At 41.4% G+C, this 17,555-nt stretch carries 18 protein-coding genes and 1 pseudogene; 9 read left to right on the top strand and 10 right to left on the bottom strand.

What is annotated here, in order from left to right:
- Positions 1–19: 19 nt before the first annotated feature.
- Both PAUR_RS23150 and PAUR_RS23145 read right to left on the bottom strand, forming a co-directional pair.
- Positions 20–985: pseudogene (locus PAUR_RS23150) on the bottom strand (IS256 family transposase).
- 415 nt (positions 986–1,400) lie between these two features.
- Positions 1,401–1,835 (bottom strand): MarR family winged helix-turn-helix transcriptional regulator, encoded by a 435-nt coding sequence (locus PAUR_RS23145; RefSeq protein ID WP_192510074.1) that lies wholly within the window; start codon positions 1,833–1,835, stop codon positions 1,401–1,403.
- A gap of 122 nt (positions 1,836–1,957) precedes the next feature.
- Between PAUR_RS23145 and hmgA the strand changes: the two genes are divergently transcribed.
- Entirely contained in the window at positions 1,958–3,253 is a 1,296-nt protein-coding gene (hmgA, locus tag PAUR_RS23140; RefSeq protein WP_192510073.1) for a homogentisate 1,2-dioxygenase, read from the top strand.
- Between the two features lie 66 nt (positions 3,254–3,319).
- Entirely contained in the window at positions 3,320–3,946 is a 627-nt protein-coding gene (gene maiA, locus PAUR_RS23135) for a maleylacetoacetate isomerase (protein ID WP_192510072.1), read from the top strand.
- A 40-nt stretch (positions 3,947–3,986) separates the two neighbouring features.
- On the opposite strand, the gene PAUR_RS23130 is transcribed toward maiA, so the two are convergent.
- The gene (locus PAUR_RS23130; RefSeq protein ID WP_192510071.1) at positions 3,987–4,217 is read right to left on the bottom strand and encodes a TIGR02647 family protein; all 231 of its coding nucleotides are present in this window, start codon (positions 4,215–4,217) and stop codon (positions 3,987–3,989) included.
- Between the two features lie 124 nt (positions 4,218–4,341).
- On the opposite strand from PAUR_RS23130, the gene PAUR_RS23125 reads away from it, so the two are divergent.
- Complete coding sequence (locus PAUR_RS23125; protein WP_192510070.1) at positions 4,342–4,632, top strand: DUF1496 domain-containing protein; 291 nt, start codon at positions 4,342–4,344, stop codon at positions 4,630–4,632.
- A gap of 23 nt (positions 4,633–4,655) precedes the next feature.
- Positions 4,656–4,901: a VF530 family protein gene (locus tag PAUR_RS23120; protein ID WP_192510069.1), complete on the top strand. Its 246-nt coding sequence runs from the start codon at positions 4,656–4,658 to the stop codon at positions 4,899–4,901.
- Here PAUR_RS23120 and PAUR_RS23115 read toward each other — a convergent pair.
- The 3 genes from PAUR_RS23115 to PAUR_RS23105 form a co-directional block, all read right to left on the bottom strand.
- A complete protein-coding gene (locus PAUR_RS23115; RefSeq protein WP_192510068.1) occupies positions 4,887–5,600 on the bottom strand; it encodes a substrate-binding periplasmic protein in 714 nt (237 codons plus the stop codon). The two genes, PAUR_RS23120 and PAUR_RS23115, sit on opposite strands and share 15 nt — an antisense overlap.
- A 302-nt stretch (positions 5,601–5,902) precedes the next feature.
- Complete coding sequence (locus PAUR_RS23110) at positions 5,903–7,015, bottom strand: arginase family protein (protein WP_192510067.1); 1,113 nt, start codon at positions 7,013–7,015, stop codon at positions 5,903–5,905.
- 296 nt (positions 7,016–7,311) lie between these two features.
- Positions 7,312–8,091, bottom strand: a complete 780-nt coding sequence (locus tag PAUR_RS23105; RefSeq protein WP_192510066.1) for a DUF2189 domain-containing protein — start codon at positions 8,089–8,091, stop codon at positions 7,312–7,314.
- A gap of 155 nt (positions 8,092–8,246) precedes the next feature.
- Here PAUR_RS23105 and udp point away from each other — a divergent pair, with 155 nt between their 5' ends.
- Entirely contained in the window at positions 8,247–8,999 is a 753-nt protein-coding gene (udp, locus tag PAUR_RS23100) for a uridine phosphorylase (RefSeq protein WP_192510065.1), read from the top strand.
- An 80-nt stretch (positions 9,000–9,079) separates the two neighbouring features.
- Here the strand turns inward: udp and cdd are convergent, their stop codons facing one another.
- The 3 genes from cdd to ppc form a co-directional block, all read right to left on the bottom strand.
- Complete coding sequence (gene cdd, locus PAUR_RS23095) at positions 9,080–9,937, bottom strand: cytidine deaminase (RefSeq protein WP_192510064.1); 858 nt, start codon at positions 9,935–9,937, stop codon at positions 9,080–9,082.
- Positions 9,938–9,981: 44 nt separating this feature from the next.
- Positions 9,982–10,350: a hypothetical protein gene (locus tag PAUR_RS23090; protein ID WP_192510063.1), complete on the bottom strand. Its 369-nt coding sequence runs from the start codon at positions 10,348–10,350 to the stop codon at positions 9,982–9,984.
- A 224-nt stretch (positions 10,351–10,574) separates the two neighbouring features.
- Complete coding sequence (ppc, locus tag PAUR_RS23085) at positions 10,575–13,208, bottom strand: phosphoenolpyruvate carboxylase (protein ID WP_192510062.1); 2,634 nt, start codon at positions 13,206–13,208, stop codon at positions 10,575–10,577.
- Positions 13,209–13,327: 119 nt separating this feature from the next.
- Here ppc and PAUR_RS23080 point away from each other — a divergent pair, with 119 nt between their 5' ends.
- From PAUR_RS23080 to PAUR_RS23065, 4 genes are all read left to right on the top strand, one after another.
- Complete coding sequence (locus PAUR_RS23080) at positions 13,328–13,708, top strand: thiol-disulfide oxidoreductase DCC family protein (RefSeq protein WP_192510061.1); 381 nt, start codon at positions 13,328–13,330, stop codon at positions 13,706–13,708.
- Positions 13,708–14,430 (top strand): SDR family NAD(P)-dependent oxidoreductase, encoded by a 723-nt coding sequence (locus tag PAUR_RS23075; RefSeq protein ID WP_192510182.1) that lies wholly within the window; start codon positions 13,708–13,710, stop codon positions 14,428–14,430. The genes PAUR_RS23080 and PAUR_RS23075 overlap by 1 nt, the downstream gene beginning before the upstream one ends.
- Positions 14,431–14,463: 33 nt before the next feature.
- Entirely contained in the window at positions 14,464–15,120 is a 657-nt protein-coding gene (locus PAUR_RS23070) for a flavin reductase family protein (RefSeq protein ID WP_192510060.1), read from the top strand.
- Between the two features lie 156 nt (positions 15,121–15,276).
- Entirely contained in the window at positions 15,277–16,020 is a 744-nt protein-coding gene (locus tag PAUR_RS23065; RefSeq protein WP_192510059.1) for a tetratricopeptide repeat protein, read from the top strand.
- A gap of 79 nt (positions 16,021–16,099) precedes the next feature.
- Here the strand turns inward: PAUR_RS23065 and PAUR_RS23060 are convergent, their stop codons facing one another.
- Positions 16,100–17,467 (bottom strand): aldehyde dehydrogenase family protein, encoded by a 1,368-nt coding sequence (locus tag PAUR_RS23060; RefSeq protein ID WP_192510058.1) that lies wholly within the window; start codon positions 17,465–17,467, stop codon positions 16,100–16,102.
- Positions 17,468–17,555: the final 88 nt, after the last annotated feature.

Genomic DNA, 17,555 nt, shown 5'->3' with positions numbered 1-17,555 from the left:
TTTTGTGTAACTGCCAAGTTTAAATAACATCTTTCAAACGGTCTTCGAACTCAATCATAAATCGATTCAAGGCCATTTTCCAATTTCTTATTGGCATTGTCCATTTTTTCGATGCTTGCTCAATCGCTAAGTAAATAACCTTCCTCACTGAATCATCATGTGGAAATTGCTTACGTTTCTTGATGGCTTTACGAATAACACTGTTGATTGATTCTATCGCTTTGCTGTCTTTCGACGGGACGAATTTGAGTGAATTACGTACCGTATGCACAATACATAGTTGAATTTGGATGTCAGGGTAAACGGCATTAATTGCATCAGGAAAACCTTTGAGACCATCAACACAGGCAATGAGAATATCTTTCACGCCACGATTTTGAAGCTCAGTTAGTACATTGAGCCAGAACTTCGCGCCTTCGTTTTCTGATATCCACATACCGAGCAACTCTTTGTGGCCTTCATCGTTAACACCAAGGGCAAGGTAAACCGCTTTATTGATAACTTGTTTATCTTGTCTGATTTTTACCACTAAACAATCGAGGTAAACAATGGGGTAAACTGCATCTAAAAGCCTAGCTTGCCATTCAACGACTTGCTCAATTACCGCGTTAGTCACGCGAGAAATGAGCGTTGCTGAAACATCAACACCCTACATTTCTTTGAAGGTCGCAACGATACCACGCGTGGTCATGCCCTTGGAGTACAGGTATAAAATCTTGTCACCCATTGAGGTAAAACGGGTTTGATTCTTCTTAACGAGCACAGGCTCAAAGCTTGAGTCTCAATCGCGTGGCGCATCTAAATCAATTTCGCCATCTTCAGTGCGAATGGTCTTAGATGAATAACCGTTACGATAATTCTCTGTACTAAATTTTTCATGACGAACGTAGCCTAGATGTTCGTCTAGCTCAGCATTGAGTGCTGCTTCAACAGTGACCTTGGTTAACATTTTACGAAAATCAGTTAAGTCGGCTTCTGACTTTATTGATTTAGCAGCTTGTTTAGCAAATTCTTCTCATAGTCTGCCTATCCTAAACCCTACATGGGTATTAATGATAGACAGTTACACAGAATTAGTTACAGGGTCTTTTAATCATTATTGTATTACCAATTGTTAAGCCTTACTAACCGATAAAGTATAAGCTACTTTACTGAAATTACTAATGATATAATACCAGTTTAGTTTACCACTCTGATTTTTGGTTTTATATCTTTATACATCATAGAGCGCTTACCTCTGGTATGGCTTTATCGATTCAACCAATCGCCGTAGATAGGGTCGACCAGTCCATACTTGCTAACTCACAGATATGCTTTTCGGTTCTTTTTTATCTCTGAGTGTCAACAATATGCTAGGTACTCACCACAGTGCTTTGTGAAGCCTCCTTTGACGTAATACACTACCCTTTATCAACTTGTTGCTCTACCTTACTTATCACGCTGAGTAAGGTATCTCTTTCACTGTCCGATAAACTGGCCAATACATCACTTTCCCACTGCTGAGCTTTCTCAGATAACTGGTTGAATAACGCTTTTCCCTCACTCGTTAAACTCAGCAATTTTGCTCTTTTATCATTAACATCTGTACACAACTCAATGAAGCCTTTATCAGTGAGCTGTTTGACTGCACGAGACATGGTGGACTTATCTATTTCGGTTAAATCACATAACGTTTTAGCAGAACATGTTTCTCGTTGTGCCAAATGTGCAACTGCGCGCCATTGCGGCATACTTAACCCAGCCTCTTCAAAATAAACTTCAGAGAATGCATGGCTTACCTTGTTCGCTAATTTTACCAATCGATAGGGTAAAAACTCTTCTATTTTTAATGACATCTAACTCAACTTTGAATACAGCAATTTACGTAAACAATTATATACAAAAAGAATTGTTATAGACACTTGATATTACTCTCACGTGAGAGTATCTTACATAAAAACCTACTGGAGTCGAACGAATGAATCACGAGTATCAATACTTAACCGGTTTTGGCAATCAATTTGAGTCTGAAGCTTTACCGGGTGCTTTACCAATTGGTCAGTTTTCGCCACAAAAAATAAAATACGATCTATACGCTGAGCAATATAACACCACCGCTTTTACCGCCCCTCGTGCCGACAACCGTAGAAATTGGTTCTACCGCATTCGCCCTTCTGTTGTACAAGGTGATTATCAGCCGCTCGATAACGGATTATTGCGCACAGCACCGATCACAGAAATCCCGACACCGCCAACTATGTTACGGTGGAACCCAGTCGATATTCCAAAAGAACAAACAGACTTTGTTGATGGCTTAGTCACTATGGCCGCTAATGGCAGTGCGAACGGCCAAACCGGCATTGGCATTCACGTATACGTGATCAACAAATCGATGACAGACCGGTATTTTTATAATGCCGACGGCGAAATGCTTTTTGTACCGCAGCAAGGCGAGTTACTGCTTCACACTGAGTGCGGCAAGTTAACCATTAAGCCTGGTGAAATTGCGGTTATTCCACGCGGCATTAAATTTAGCGTTGAATTATTAAACGATGAAGCACGTGGTTTCATCTGCGAAAATTACGGTCATCCAATGGTGTTGCCTGAACGTGGTCCTGTTGGCGCTAATGGCTATACCAACGAGCGAGATTTTCAGTATCCCGTTGCTGCCTTTGAAGATAAAGAAGGCGACTTTGAATTAGTCGCTAAATTTAACGGTAACCTGTTCCGTTGCGATATTGGCCATTCACCATTTGATGTGGTTGCTTGGACCGGTAACAGTGCCCCATACAAATATGACTTATCGCGCTTTAATGTGATGAATACAGTTAGCTTTGATCACCCTGATCCGTCAATATTCACCGTACTTACCTCGCCATCAGGCACAGAAGGAGTTGCCAATGTCGACTTTGTTATTTTCCCACCACGTTGGATGGTAGCAGAAAATACGTTCCGTCCGCCGTATTATCATCGCAATATTATGAGTGAATTCATGGGCCTCATTGAGGGGGTTTATGACGCGAAAGAACACGGCTTTGTACCAGGTGGTATGAGTTTGCATAACTGTATGTCTCCGCATGGGCCTGAAGCTGATGTATTTGAGAAAGCCTCAAATGCTGATCTTAAGCCACAGCGTTATGACAATACCTTGGCATTTATGTTTGAATCTCGATATATCATATCGCCAACAAAATATGCATTGGAAGGAAAAGAACGCCAGCCTAATTATGCAGAATGTTGGAAAAACATCAAAAAATACTACAAAGGCGAATAACCAGCCGATACACTAATACTTAATAAGGCACTGATATAGTGCCTTTGTCGTGATTAAGGAACAACTATGAAACTCTATACTTACTTCCGCTCGTCAGCGGCATACCGAGTGCGCATTGCACTGAATTTAAAAAACATTTCGCACGAATTGTCTGGCGTTAATTTATTGAAGTCAGAGCAGCAAGCTACGCCATATACCGAGAAAAATCCCCAAGGATTGCTGCCAGCACTGGAAACTGAACACGGTGTGTTAGCACAATCTTTGGCAATTTTAGAATGGCTAGAAGAAACACACCCTGATACCCCGCTATTACCTGCTGATAGCTGGGAAAAAGCCCAAGTACGTAGTTTTTGTTATGCCATCGCAAGCGATATACACCCTATCGATAACTTACGGGTGTTGAAATATTTAAGTGGCGAGCTAAATGTGAATGATGAGCAAAAAAACACCTGGTATCGTCATTGGGTAATCGAAGGGTTTAACCGTCTGGAATCACTACTGGGTGATCACGATTATTGTTTTGGGTCTGAGCCATCACTGGCAGACATCTGCCTAGTGCCACAAGTGTTCAATGCACTGCGTTTTAAAGTAGATATGTCGCAATACCCAAAAATCTCAGCGATTTATGCGCGTTGCAACACATTACCTGCCTTTATCGATGCAGCGCCAGAGAATCAACCTGACGCGCAATAATGAATGGTACTAATGCCTAAGCTTACTCCTAAGTAATGACTTATTGTAGTGCACAGTGCACCTGATCAAGGTGCACTACTAAGTCTAATCCCAAATCTGTTAAATACCCGCCATCAGGGCTATCAATCACCCCTTTATTAAATAGTCGTTCTGCCGCATCTTTAAGACTGGGCTCGGCCGACTTATGGAGCTTAATACCTTGATGCATACTGTTTCTCGGAAATTTAGCTAATAAGGTCAGCTCTGCCATCATATTTTGATCAAAAGCCATTGTGATTCCCTCTTATTTTGTTTTTAATCTTATCTGAAAGGTGATTAATCGTTGTAATATTACTCACACAATTAAGATCTTATCTACAATCATAGTAAGATTAGACAAATCTGGGAGTTATGCCATGCGAATTTTAACTTTAACCACCAACTTATGCTTCATACTAACCACAACCCACAGTATGGCATTTGATAAAAATCATAAAAATACCGTTTTTATAGATGAACCCTTAAATGTGTGTTGGTATCAAGGCCAAAAATACAGTGAAGGGGCGCTTATCAAACAGTTTGATATGCTGTTTGCCTGCAGCAATAAACATCCAAAACAAACCAATAGTCGAGTCGTATGGGTAAAAGCCGATGCATCGGGTGTACCAATAAAGCTAGACCCTGAACGTACTATTCGCGTAAAATAACCGATTTGAGAATTAGGGTAATCATGAGCCAAGAGCAGCCAAAAAATCCACTTCATGGCATTAAACTAGAAGATATATTAATCAAACTCGAAGATCAGTTGGGTTGGCGCGCTATGGGTGACGCGGTTGACATTCGATGCTTCACACATGATCCAAGTATTAAATCGAGCCTTAAGTTTTTAAGAAAAACACCGTGGGCCAGAGACAAAGTTGAGCAACTATACTTAGATACGTTTCACAGCTTCACATGGCCATCAATTAAAAAGTGATGAATCGTGAAGCAATGCTTCATAAGCACTACTCATTTTATTGATAAGTGGCTTGGGCACCTGTTTATTACATGCAAAATATAACTGTGCCCCACTATTTTCTAGTGTATACACCTTTTCAAGCTGCACGGTAAATGGGTCGGTTAATGCGCGGTAGTCAAATTGTGCGTCATTTAAGATAACCAAATCAAGGAGCCCTCGCCGCGCTTCAAGCAGTTCAAACACCCGGTCAAAACTTGATAACATGATAAGCTGCTGATCTTCTTTAAAGCCTCTCATTTTAAGGTATTGGTGACTATAATTATTGCGGATCACACCTGTTTTATACTGCTTTGCATCACCCAGTGTCTGAATTTTAATATTCTCTGACTTCAGCCCATAAAATGACGTAGTAAATTTCGAAATAGGAAACACCCAGGTAAACAATTTTTCACGAGTATGTGACCGACCCATTGAAAATATACAGGTATTCGCATCACGAAGCGCAGCGGTGTATGACACTGACCATCGATTCACATGGATTGTATAATCCACTCCGGCTTGTCTAAGCACGGCTTGAACTTTATCAACGGCTTCCCCAACTAGTTGACCATTTTTATAATACTGAAATAGGGGAAAATCTTCCGTTACAATACTCAATTTTTGTGCAAAAGCGCTCCCTGTAAACACGCTCAGTAGCAGTACAAATCCTATATACATGTATTGTGCTTCTTTGTTAACTTACAGAAAAATATAGCGTATAAGCTAAAGATGATAAAGCCTGTTACAATTGTTATGCACATTGTTTGAAATAAAAGCACAGATAAATCGGCAAGAAAACAGCGTCGTACCGAGGCAAGAGTTTCAAAATGTCGTTATTTTATATACATTATTTTGACGCAATTAATTCCGCTATTTAACGCGCTACAATGGTCAATGTTTTAATAAAATGGCTATTTAAATACAATTAGGTAGGAGTAGTACATGAAAAGACGGAGCTGTCACTCCGCCTGATTGTAATTTTAGCTATTATTCATTGCATCAATTAAAAATGCTGAAATCTTCGCACCTTCTCTTAACGTGGTTTCTGAACTTGTTTGGCCAACCAACGAACTGTCGGTAAATGGCGCGATTTCCATCATATCTGCACCTGTTATTGGAAACTCAGCGCGTAACGCAGCTAAAATTTCAAGTGCTTCATCTGGGGTCATCCCATTCCCTTCAGGAGTACCTGTTGCTGACGCAAACTCTTCATCTAATGCGTCAATATCAAAACTAACATATAGCTCATCGACATTATCTGCTTTTAGCTGTGCAATAACTTGCGCAACTATCGCAGCAGGACCTTGTTCACGAATTTCATGTGCCCAATGTTGTTTAACGCCAAATGTATTTTCCCAATGAGATTTATCTTTACCACTGGAGCGAATACCGAATTGGATTAAATGGTGTGGTGCAGGTAAATACTCAAGTACATGTGTGCACCACGAGCCAAAGCACAAATCAATACCTAAACGCTCCACTAGCAAGTCTGTATGGGCATCAAAATGGATGATCGCCGTACGCTTTCCTGCATCACGCTTAGCTTTTAAGTAAGACTTAGTTAATGGGTAACTGATTGAGTGATCGCCGCCAATACCAAATATTCCTTTATCTGGATGCTGCTGATAAAAACCATCGCACACATCTTCTGTAATTGACAAAGGTGACACGTAATAGTCACTGTTTGGGTTTTGATAAAGCGCTTTCTGGCAGTTGCTGATAGTCGCTTCATTTAAATACTTATCGTGTAATAAGTGCGGGATCACCCGTACGTCACCTAGATCGAACGCGCTAATATGGGGGTGCTGCTCAATTAAGGTTGAACGTAAAAATAAAGGCCCCCAATTTGCACCGCGCAATATGCCGCCGCCACAATCTGATGCAATACCTAAAATTGCCGCTTTGTGCACAGAAGAATCAATGGTCTTTAATGATTGTTTCCAAATTTCATCTACACCGTCAGTTTGCCCATATAACTTAGTTCGTAGCGCGTCTTTGCGTTCCTTGGCTGTATTAACGGTAAATACTCCATCTCCTGGTGGGCACAAACAATGCTCTAGTTTTTCTTGAAGTTGTTGTTTTGGGTTAGTCATATTGTCCTCCGGGTAGCTAATTTTTGCATATTCATGCGAATAGCCATATATTTCACTATTTACGCATGTGCATATTGTTACGGCTGAATGAGTCGGTCACACCCAAATTACTTTCTAATAATATCAATTTAAATCAAAGGATTACTTAAATTAAGTGTTCGCTAATTGATGCCGCAATCTTGCTATTTATGCTTTAGTCGAGAGATATAACATGCCAATAAGGAAAGTCAACCATAGCGCTACTAGCTTCAGTACGCGCTATGGTTTTATATGCATTGAGGGTGCATAGTTACGTGTTATTCGTACCCTCGCGCTTTTTTGGTTTTAATAATGGCGATATAGCCATGCCAGCTTGCATAACTTAACAGCGGCATAATCACAATAAACCCAGCAGTGCCGGTTGCAAAGCCAAGCAATACCAAAGTGACGATCAATGCGCCCCAAACAAACATTGCGGGCGCATTCATTTTTACCGCGTGAATCGAGGAGATCACCGCTGTCATGATATCAACTCGGCGCTCCATCATTATTTGAGGGGTAAATGCGGAGATTGCAAAAACCGCAGCCATTAACAAACCACCCACAATACTTCCCAGAGTGAGAAATGCCGACAATTGTTCAAAGGTCGGATTAGGTACATTGGGATACAGTGCATGTATTAACGCGGCCAAACGCATCCAAACAATCATTATTACCATTAGAAGAATCGCAAACCCCCATTCTCCTGCTGGGTTTCTAAACATAGAATGTAAACTATGACCTAATGTTGGTTTGTGCCCTTTTTCAAGCTCCCATGCCACGTCGTATAAACCCGAGGCAAACGCAGGGCCAATGAGTGCAAACGCAACCGCAGCTGGAAGTATGACTAAATGTGTACCGGCTTCATACACTAGGTACATGATACTTGCTGGGATAATTGTGAAGACCAGTCCATAAATGAGACTTAAAATGGGTGCCCGAGAGATGTCTTTAAACGCCAAAGCCAGCCAATGAAAAGGCGCTAATGCAGCGATTTTATTGCTTTCAAGACAACGAGCAAATTCTGTGTTTTTATCTAGTGACGGTGATGCAGGCATAACTCTTCCTCATAGTTGCATTACTTAAGGTTTAGAAGAACAACTTTAAAGTTGCAAGCCAATACCCTATTCTGAACAAAACATTCGGACATCTGTCCTGTACTTTTAACTCATAACTATTAAGTATTACGCTTTACACAAAAATAAGGTTTACTATGGACAAGGTATTTCATTTAGGACTAGACAAAGCCGCTTTAGAAGGTGCAACGTTAGCAATAGTCCCGGGCGATCCAGAACGCGCTAAGCGCATCGCAGAAAAAATGGAGTCTCCAAAATGTCTAGCGCAGACTCGTGAGTTTCATGTCTATTCAGCAAAACTAAAAGATAAAACCGTCATTGTTTGTTCAACCGGTATTGGCGGCCCTTCAACGTCAATTGCTGTTGAGGAACTTGCTCAGCTAGGCATCACTACTTTCTTACGCATCGGGACAACTGGCGCAATTCAGCCGCATATCAATGAAGGTGATTTACTGGTCAGTACCGCATCTGTGCGTTTAGATGGTGCAAGCCAGCATTTTGCACCACTTAGCTATCCTGCTGTGTCTGATTTTCATTGTACACAAGCAATGGTTAAAGCCTGTGAGTCTTTAGGCGTAACACACCATGTTGGTATCACCGCTTCTAGTGATACGTTTTATCCAGGACAAGAGCGATATGATACTTACTCAGGTTATGTTGCCAAAGACTTCCAAGGCACATTTGAGCAATGGCAAAAGCTCAACGTCATGAACTATGAAATGGAGTCAGCCACATTATTCACTATGTGTGCCGCACTAGGACTCAAGGCTGCCTGTGTTGCTGGTGTACTTGTGAATCGTACACGTCAAGAGATCCCTAACGTTGATCATGGTGAAATTGAAAAAAATGCCGTTGCAGTGGTCATTTCAGCAGCTGCAAGTTTATTGTAATTAGTCCTGTCATTCATAGATTCAGGGGCAATATTGCCCCTTTTTTGTTGTTTAATATGACGCGGTTTTCTACCTCAGCCCTAAACTAAAACATGCCGCAGTGTTATATCTGCCACATAACTATCAAGTACTGCTTGTGCCACTGCCTTTTGATTAAAGCCATTTTTTGACTCTACTAACGTCACAGACTCCAATTCAACATCGTCAATAGTTAAACCGGCTAATGCAAGTTGGCTTAACGCACTTTGCATTGGCGATAAGCTTGGATTATAAGCCGCATTCTCTGCGTATCTGCCATAAAAAGTGCCATGTGCAACTGTGACCACTTCGACCGCAGCGGCATTTTTTGAATAAGGTGCGTATGCCAACGAAAGTTGCTCTCTCAGCATTAAACTCAGCGCCTCTGACGTTGAAGTAGCATTTCCGGTATTGCTATCCAGCAAGCGATAACTATTACCCAAATCTAAGGGGCCAAAAGAGCTTGGTAACAGCGCTTTTAAATCAGTCTCTTGTGTTGGTAACAGAACCCTAAGAGACTCGGCACCCGCTATTTCATTCATGAATTGGCGACAATGACCACACGGTGCATCGGTAATCGCAATCAAGGAGACTGAACGAGCCCCATTTAACCATGCATTATTAATGGCTGCCTGTTCTGCATGAACAGCTTGATTTAACGCCTGATGGGTAAATTCTAGGTTAGCACCTAAATACGCACTCCCAGTTTTCTCATCATACGCTATCGCTCCCACGTTAAACTGAGATATGGGTGCTTGAGAAAAAGATGCGGCAACAGGTAATAGTGTTTTCAATAACGTTTCAATATCGCAATGAAATGTCGTGAGCAGGTCAGAGATAATTAAATGTGATAAGTGACCGCGCGATTGCTTCGCTTGTTCTTGTAAGTTTTCTATTTGATGCGGAGTTAATACTGCCATTATGTATTCATCGTAAACCAATGGCAGCATAGTTTAAGCACTAATTAAGTATTACACAACCACTGCTTTGCAGATTTAAAACATTCGAAATTTTCTGCACGTACATTAAAGCGCTTTGCTTTAAGTAAAAACAAATCATGCATATACCCTTCGAACCCAACCACTCGCGCAATATGCAAATCGGTAAGATAGTGTGCTATTTTTGGCATGATATTAACAATATCAATCGCAGCAAAACGATGTTCTAGCTCACTGACATCAACCAAGATTTTTGAACTGTTATGCGTTTTGGCGTATCCATTCGCTATTTGATAAACATCAACCACATCCTGTGCACTTGCTATACCTCTGAGTGTCATCATTACCAAAGATGTCGTTTCATCATAAGTAATGCTTGTGGAAAGTGTAGACATTGGACCTCAATATACAAAAGTTCATATAAACACCAGCATTGGTTTTATACAAAAAATAGACAACTGGTTTAACCAGAAAGGAATTCTTATGAAAATGAGAAGTAATGTCAATAAATTTAGTATAAATAAACTAAATTAAAAACAAAAACCAACCCTTTCGGGTTGGTTTTTAGTCAAAGTGGGAACAATTTGTTAAAATATACTTAGCTGCTTTTATTTCAGATCTAACCTGTATTTCGCATGCCGGCTGCTATCCCTGTCATGGTGATCATCAGCGCATTATCAATGTCTTCACTTTGATTTGAGCGGGCCCTATTAAGCAACTCTACCTGCAACACGTTCAACGGGTCCGTATAAGGATTACGCAATGCGATTGACTCTTTGATCCAAGGCTGTGCAGACAGCAGCGTCGACTTAGGGGCAAGACGTTCGACCAAAGACTTAACCTGCATTAGTTCCGTTCTTAATTGTTTGCCAAGGTCATGATACTCAAGCGATACTAAACCTTGTTCGTAATGCTCACTTAACCAGCTATCTGCTTTACAAAAAACCATTTCCAGCATTTCTAATCGAGTTCTAAAAAATGGCCATTGTTCGCTCATACTATGAAGTTCACTTTCACCAAACTGGTCAAGTGCCGCCCCCAACCCCTGCAGTGCACCAAGCCATGCTGGCAACATCAGACGATTTTGACTCCACGCGAAAATCCATGGGATCGCACGTAAACTCTCGACTCCGCCTTGCGGATTGCGTTTTGCAGGTCTAGAACCAAGCGGTAATTTAGCGAGTTCTACCTCCGGTGTGGCCATTCTGAAATACGGTACAAATTGCGGATTTTCTCTCACTATCGACCGATAATGCTGACAAGAATTAACGGAAATAGTCTCCATAACTTCTCGCCAATGCGCCTTTGGTGCAGGAGGTGGTAATAAATTACTCTCAATAATTGCTGAGCTGTATAGCGCGAAGCTTTGCAATGCAACCTTGGGTAAACCAAATTTAAAGCGGATCATTTCGCCTTGTTCTGTCACCCGTAAACCATTCTTAAGTGAACCTGGGGGTTGAGATCGAAGTGCTTGAGCCGCAGGTGCGCCACCTCGGCCAATCGTGCCTCCGCGACCATGGAACAAGATTAACTCAATATCTTGATTTGCACATAAAGAAACCAATTGCTCCATGGCGCTATACTGAGCCCAGCCCGCGGCCATCATTCCTGCATCTTTCGCAGAATCAGAATAGCCAATCATTACATGTTGTGACCGGTCAATATGTTGTCGATACCAAGAATGACTAAATAACTCTGACATCACCTGAGCACCATTATTAAGGTCATTTAAAGTCTCAAATAAAGGCGCAACAGGAAGCTTAAAACGGCAACCCGCTTCTTGTAAAAGTAGCTCTACAGCTAACACATCTGATGCAGCGCGCGCCATAGAAATAATATAAATACCTAATGATTGCAGGTCTTGCTTGGCTATCACGTCGAAAGTATCCAAGACTTCTTGCACATTTGAACTAGGCTGCCAATGTTTGGGGATCAAAGGCCGCCGCGAGTGTAGCTCCGCTAACAAAAATGCTTGCTTATCTTGCTCACTCCAATCACCGTATTGACCTAGGCCCAAATACCCCGTTAATTCACTCAAAACCTCAGTGTGACGCGCTGAGTCTTGTCTGATATCGAGCTTACATAAATTAATACCAAAACACTCTAGGCGCCTTAATACATCAAGCAATAGTCCATCCGCTATTACTGTCATATCGCATGCGACCAGCGACCGGTATATCAACTCCAATGGGGTTTTTAACTGAGACAAATCAACCACTATATCTTGGCACTTGCTGGGTTGCTGTTTTATTCGGCTCTCTAACGCATTAATGGTTTCAGTAATGTCTGCCTTTAATCCTTTGAGTAAATAGCGGTAGGGTTCTGGCTCATTTCCTACAATATTTAAAAGCGCATCACTGGCCTGATACATTGACAGCTCGGCACTGAGTTTATCAAGGTCACGACGGTACAAATCTAATGCCATCCATCGGCCATGATCCAACACGGTTGCTGTCACTTGCGCCGTGACAAATGGGTTTCCATCTCTATCTCCGCCCATCCATGATGTAAAATTAATTGGCGCAAACGAATTTGGTAACTCTAAAGCAAGCAGCGACTTAGTTTGTGCATGAAACTCCCTAATAAAATCTGGTACAGCTTGCCATAAACTGTTTTCAATTACTGCAAACCCCCACTTAGCCTCATCTAATGGGGTTGGTCTTTTTTGGCGAATATCGTTTGTGTGCCAAGCTTGACAAATCAATTGCTCAATTCGGTTGCTTAAATAGCTTTGTTCATCGGGTGTCAAGCAATGTAAATCCATAGCTGCAAGGCAATCGCTGAGCTCAACATGCTTATTGATGATAGTTCGTCGAGTTACTTCGGTTGGGTGGGCCGTTAATACCAAATCCATTTTTAAATTTGCGATGGTATCTGCGACCGTGTTTAAATTTAACGTCCCTGCTTTTACGTCGTCGGCCAGTGTAGCCAAGGTTTTTTTGAGCGGTTGAAGCACCCCTTCTGGCGCGCCGCTTTTTGAGGTTGTGTGGTATTGATCAGCGACATTCGCCAAATTAAGAAAGTGATTAAATGCACGTGCAACAGGTAAGAGTTCATCGTCTTTTAAAGAGTGGAGTGTGTCGATTAACTTTGCTCTATCTTGCTCATTACCCCCTCGTGATGATTTAGATAGTTGCCTAATTTGTTCAACCTTTTCCAGCATTGCAGGACCTTGGGCCTGCTTTATTGTTTGCCCTAGTAGCTCACCCAACATACTTACGTTAGCGCGAAGTGTTTGATATTGCTCAGTCATCATACATCCTTTGTCTATATTTCATACTTTTAACTATACAGAGATTTAAGATAAATACGATCGATCGATTATGTCCTTCACTGCGTATTACCTCATGTAAAAATGACAAAAGGTCGATTATGATAATATTCTACGATGGACAATGCGCATTGTGCTCACGGGAAATGAACAGCCTAAAAAAGCACGATACGAACAATAGCATCACACTTATTGACGTTCACAGCGCTTTTTTTGAACGACACTATGGCCACTTAAATAAACAAAGCACGTTAGATATACTGCATGGTATCGACAACGACGGTACACTATTGCTCGGGCTTGATGTAACTTGTCGCGCTTGGGGTCTGGTAGGAAGATTCAAATGGCTACAGTATCTACGCAAGCCGCCCATAAAATGGCTTGCTGACAAAGCTTATCTGCTGTTTGCCAAGCATAGAGTCCGTTTTTCTACACGGTTGTTCCCAAACCAATGTGCTCACCCTCGGTGTAAGGGACAATGATGCAAGATAACCACATTGTTATTGGTGCTTCTGCCGCCATAGCACAGGCTTTTATAAAACTTCAAAGGCAAAAAGAACCTACTTCATCGCTTTATTCAATAAGTCAAAAAAGCCTAGTGGAACAGGATGAAAATCACCACCACATCACGTGCGACTACAATGAACAGAGCATTGAATCTGCAGTACAACAACTCTCAGAGGTATTGAAGTCAATTAAAAGCATCACTATCTTTACTGGCCAGCTCCACAACAGCGAGTTTTCCCCAGAAAAAAAGCTTGAAGACTTTTCACTGGCCTATTTCGATTGGCTGTTCAGAGCAAATGCCGCAACGCCATTGTTATGGCTCAAATATCTCGCCCCCCATTTAAGCAAAATTAACCATCCATGCATTGTTACTTGCTTGAGTGCACGCGTTGCCAGTATCACCGAAAATGAACTTGGTGGATGGTATAGCTATCGCGCATCAAAGGCCGCTCTCAATATGATGGTTAAAACAGCCGCTATTGAACTCAAACGTAGAGCAAAAACAACCAAGTTAGTGTTATTTCACCCTGGTACTACCGATACCCCCCTATCAGAACCATTTCAAAAAAATGTACCAAAAGGAAAGTTATTTACACCCATGTTTGTGGCACAGCAATTATCTCACGTTATCGATACTCGTGTGATAGATGGCGATGTTGATTATATAGATTGGCAAGGGCATACAATTAGCTGGTAGCTACACCCATTAAACCTCAAAAGAGCACATACTATGTATTTTTCCCAACATGATATCCAGCAATTCGATGATCGTTATCGAGCGCTAATGATCAATTCACTCTCAGGTTTCAAAAGTGCCAACCTTATTGGCACCGCTGACAAAGACGGCAATGAGAACCTCGCAATTGTCAGCTCAGTATTTCATCTGGGTGCAAACCCACCTTTAATGGGTATGATAATACGGCCCAATTCGGTACCTCGACATACACTTGAAAATATCCTACAAACCCAATTTTATACCATTAATCATGTCAATACTGATATCGTGGTTTCAGCACACCAGACATCTGCTCGCTACGATAAAACCCAATCGGAATTCGACGCGGTTAAGCTTACCTCACAATATTTAAACGACTTTTCCGCCCCATATGTGCAGCAAAGTCGTGTAAAAATCGGGCTGGCATTACGCTACACGCAAACACTGGAGATAAATAAAACAGAGCTTGTGATCGGTGAAATAATAGACGTACATATTGAATGTGATTCAATCTGTGACGATGGGTTTGTCGACCTGGAGAAGATGGGCACCGTCGCGGTTTCTGGGCTCGACAGCTATCACTCGACAAAACCCTTAGGCCGCCTTAAATACGCAAAGCCTTTCGAGCCGCCACAATTTATTGACTTGGAAAATCAACAACCCTCTGATTAACTTAATTTAAAGTGGAGCATGTCTCATCATACATGATTCCTTGATAAGTCTTCTATTTAGCGTGACGCACACTCGATTTGTATTACTTGTAGGTAATGATTGTATTTCTTAATCAGTGATTTAAACTGTACAAAATGGTTATTAAGGAACAACGTTATGTGGCACGCTAAAATCAAGTCTGTAATGTTCGTCGCACTATTTAGTTGGACTCACACTTCAATCGCAGGATTAGAAGAAGGTATTGAAGCTGCTAATTCAGGGCAGTTTGACATCGCACTTAAAGAATTTCGTTACCTCACAGATATGAACTACGCGCCTGGTATCTACGAGTTAGCTAAAATGTATCAAGGTGGGTTTGGCGTAAACAAAGACCTACGTAAAGCTGCTTCACTCTTTAATGATGCAATTGAACTTGGCAGTGCCGATGCCATGTTTGCACTGGCTGTGATGTACGATGATGGAAAAGGAGTTAAACAAGACAAGCACAAAGCCATTACGCTATTTACACAAGCTGCAAATAAAAACCTATCAGCTGCACAGTTTAACCTAGGTGTAATGTATGCCAATGGAGATGGTGTTGTACAAAGCTATTATACAGCGATGGACTGGTATGAAAGAGCGGCCTCTAACAACTATACCTTAGCACAATTCAATCTTGCGTTACTCTATTATCAAGGCCTTGGTACTGATAAAAATATTGAAAGATCATATATCTGGAATTTAATAGCCGAATATAACGGCAGTAGAGACGCGAGTAAAAGCCGAGATTTAGATGAGCAACAGATGTCTCCATCACAAATTGAAAAGGCCACTGAAATAGCAGACGATATATACCAAAGAATACAACAGGGTACTTACGCACCCGAGATAAGACCAAAGCAAAAATCTTATACATTCTAAACGCGTTATGACAATGTTGAATATTCACTGGCTGGTTCACACTGTTTAGTGAATATTCAATAGATCATAGACGCAATACTTATTTCAGGAAAAGTGCCTTAATCGGCTCTAACAAAAGCTTAGATTGCTTAAGTAACAAAGCCGTTCTAAAGCGTAACTTTTTGTTGCTGGCGAGTATGCTTTTACCATGACTGAAGGTCAGAAAGCCTTCTTTAGCATGATACTGCCCCATTCCAGAATGGCCTATCCCACCAAATGGCATATCTTCAATCGTCACTTGCAAAATAGTTTCATTGATTGCCAACGTTCCTGTGCGCAGACGTTTACATACTAAGTCTTGCAGCGTTTTATTCTCGGTAAATAAATAACTCGCCAAAGGACGCTCAGACAGTTCTATGTATTGTAATGCTGCATCAATACTATCAACTTCGATGATGGGTAAAATTGGCCCGAATATTTCGTCTTGCAACACACGCATATCTTCAGTTGGCTCGGTAACAATATGCAACCCCATACGAAATGGTGCAGTTTGGTCAGTATCATTTTTGACTTCAGGCCAAATTGTTGCCCCTTTGTTTATTGCATCATCTAAAACACCGCACAAACGTTGAAACTGCCTTTTAGTAATAATACTCGATAATTTTTTATCGTGCTTACCGTCGCTAAAGTGTAATAAATACTGCTCTTCTAATGCTTCAATGAGTGCACTCTTGTTCTTTTTAGTCACTAGCACATAATCAGGCGCAACGCATATTTGCCCTGCATTTGTCAGTTTCCCCAACAAAATACTCTTGGCGGTGTGTGTCATATCTGCATCATCGGCAACAATAACCGGCGACTTCCCCCCAAGTTCTAGTGTCACGGGCACTAAGTTTTCTGCCGCCGACATCATTACTTTTTTACCTATGTTGGTTGCGCCGGTAAAAAACAAATGATCAAAATTCAAACTCGAAAACTCAGATGCAACAGTATGATCCCCTTCAATAATCATACAATGCTCCGTGAGGTCTGCAAATAACATGATAATTTCTTGATTCACATGTGGCGTAAATTCGCTGAGCTTTAGCATCACTCTATTACCTGCTGCAAGTGCTGTGAAAACCGGTAAAAGTGACAACTGAATGGGATAATTCCAAGGAGCTATCACACCCACAACTCCCTTTGGCACTTGTTGTACCCACACTTTTGAAGGCCACATAGCTAACCCAGAGCGGCGTCTATCTGGTTTCATCCATTTCGATAAATGCTTAATTTGATATTTTAAGCCATTGATAGTTGGCATTATATCGCCAATTTTCGAGTCAAATTCGGTTCGACCATTAAAATCAAGGTCAGCTGCATTCACAAACGCCTCTTGTGCTTTAACCAACCGTGATAATAATGTTTGAAGTAACGCAACCCTGTCATTCAAATCAGCAAATGGGGCTGCCGAGTATGCAGCTTTCATCCTTAAAAGCTCTTGATTTAATTGTGATATTTCTTGTACATGCACGATTTCATGACCACATTAGTTACTGATATGACCACTATAACCA

Source organism: Pseudoalteromonas aurantia 208 (genome assembly GCF_014858725.1).
GTDB classification, from domain to species: Bacteria; Pseudomonadota; Gammaproteobacteria; order Enterobacterales; family Alteromonadaceae; genus Pseudoalteromonas; species Pseudoalteromonas aurantia.
Note: the sequence above shows the minus strand (reverse complement) of the source record. Positions and strands in the feature narration are given on the sequence as shown.

Excerpts from the sequence above, each read along its gene's own strand:
- PAUR_RS23145 (WP_192510074.1), bottom strand. The coding sequence starts at position 1,835 with ATGTCATTAAAAATAGAAGAGTTTTTACCCTATCGATTGGTAAAATTA.
- hmgA (WP_192510073.1), top strand. The coding sequence starts at position 1,958 with ATGAATCACGAGTATCAATACTTAACCGGTTTTGGCAATCAATTTGAG.
- maiA (WP_192510072.1), top strand. The coding sequence starts at position 3,320 with ATGAAACTCTATACTTACTTCCGCTCGTCAGCGGCATACCGAGTGCGC.
- PAUR_RS23130 (WP_192510071.1), bottom strand. The coding sequence starts at position 4,217 with ATGGCTTTTGATCAAAATATGATGGCAGAGCTGACCTTATTAGCTAAA.
- PAUR_RS23125 (WP_192510070.1), top strand. The coding sequence starts at position 4,342 with ATGCGAATTTTAACTTTAACCACCAACTTATGCTTCATACTAACCACA.
- PAUR_RS23120 (WP_192510069.1), top strand. The coding sequence starts at position 4,656 with ATGAGCCAAGAGCAGCCAAAAAATCCACTTCATGGCATTAAACTAGAA.
- PAUR_RS23115 (WP_192510068.1), bottom strand. The coding sequence starts at position 5,600 with ATGTATATAGGATTTGTACTGCTACTGAGCGTGTTTACAGGGAGCGCT.
- PAUR_RS23110 (WP_192510067.1), bottom strand. The coding sequence starts at position 7,015 with ATGACTAACCCAAAACAACAACTTCAAGAAAAACTAGAGCATTGTTTG.
- PAUR_RS23105 (WP_192510066.1), bottom strand. The coding sequence starts at position 8,091 with ATGCCTGCATCACCGTCACTAGATAAAAACACAGAATTTGCTCGTTGT.
- udp (WP_192510065.1), top strand. The coding sequence starts at position 8,247 with ATGGACAAGGTATTTCATTTAGGACTAGACAAAGCCGCTTTAGAAGGT.
- cdd (WP_192510064.1), bottom strand. The coding sequence starts at position 9,937 with ATGGCAGTATTAACTCCGCATCAAATAGAAAACTTACAAGAACAAGCG.
- PAUR_RS23090 (WP_192510063.1), bottom strand. The coding sequence starts at position 10,350 with ATGTCTACACTTTCCACAAGCATTACTTATGATGAAACGACATCTTTG.
- ppc (WP_192510062.1), bottom strand. The coding sequence starts at position 13,208 with ATGACTGAGCAATATCAAACACTTCGCGCTAACGTAAGTATGTTGGGT.
- PAUR_RS23080 (WP_192510061.1), top strand. The coding sequence starts at position 13,328 with ATGATAATATTCTACGATGGACAATGCGCATTGTGCTCACGGGAAATG.
- PAUR_RS23075 (WP_192510182.1), top strand. The coding sequence starts at position 13,708 with ATGCAAGATAACCACATTGTTATTGGTGCTTCTGCCGCCATAGCACAG.
- PAUR_RS23070 (WP_192510060.1), top strand. The coding sequence starts at position 14,464 with ATGTATTTTTCCCAACATGATATCCAGCAATTCGATGATCGTTATCGA.
- PAUR_RS23065 (WP_192510059.1), top strand. The coding sequence starts at position 15,277 with ATGTGGCACGCTAAAATCAAGTCTGTAATGTTCGTCGCACTATTTAGT.
- PAUR_RS23060 (WP_192510058.1), bottom strand. The coding sequence starts at position 17,467 with ATGAAAGCTGCATACTCGGCAGCCCCATTTGCTGATTTGAATGACAGG.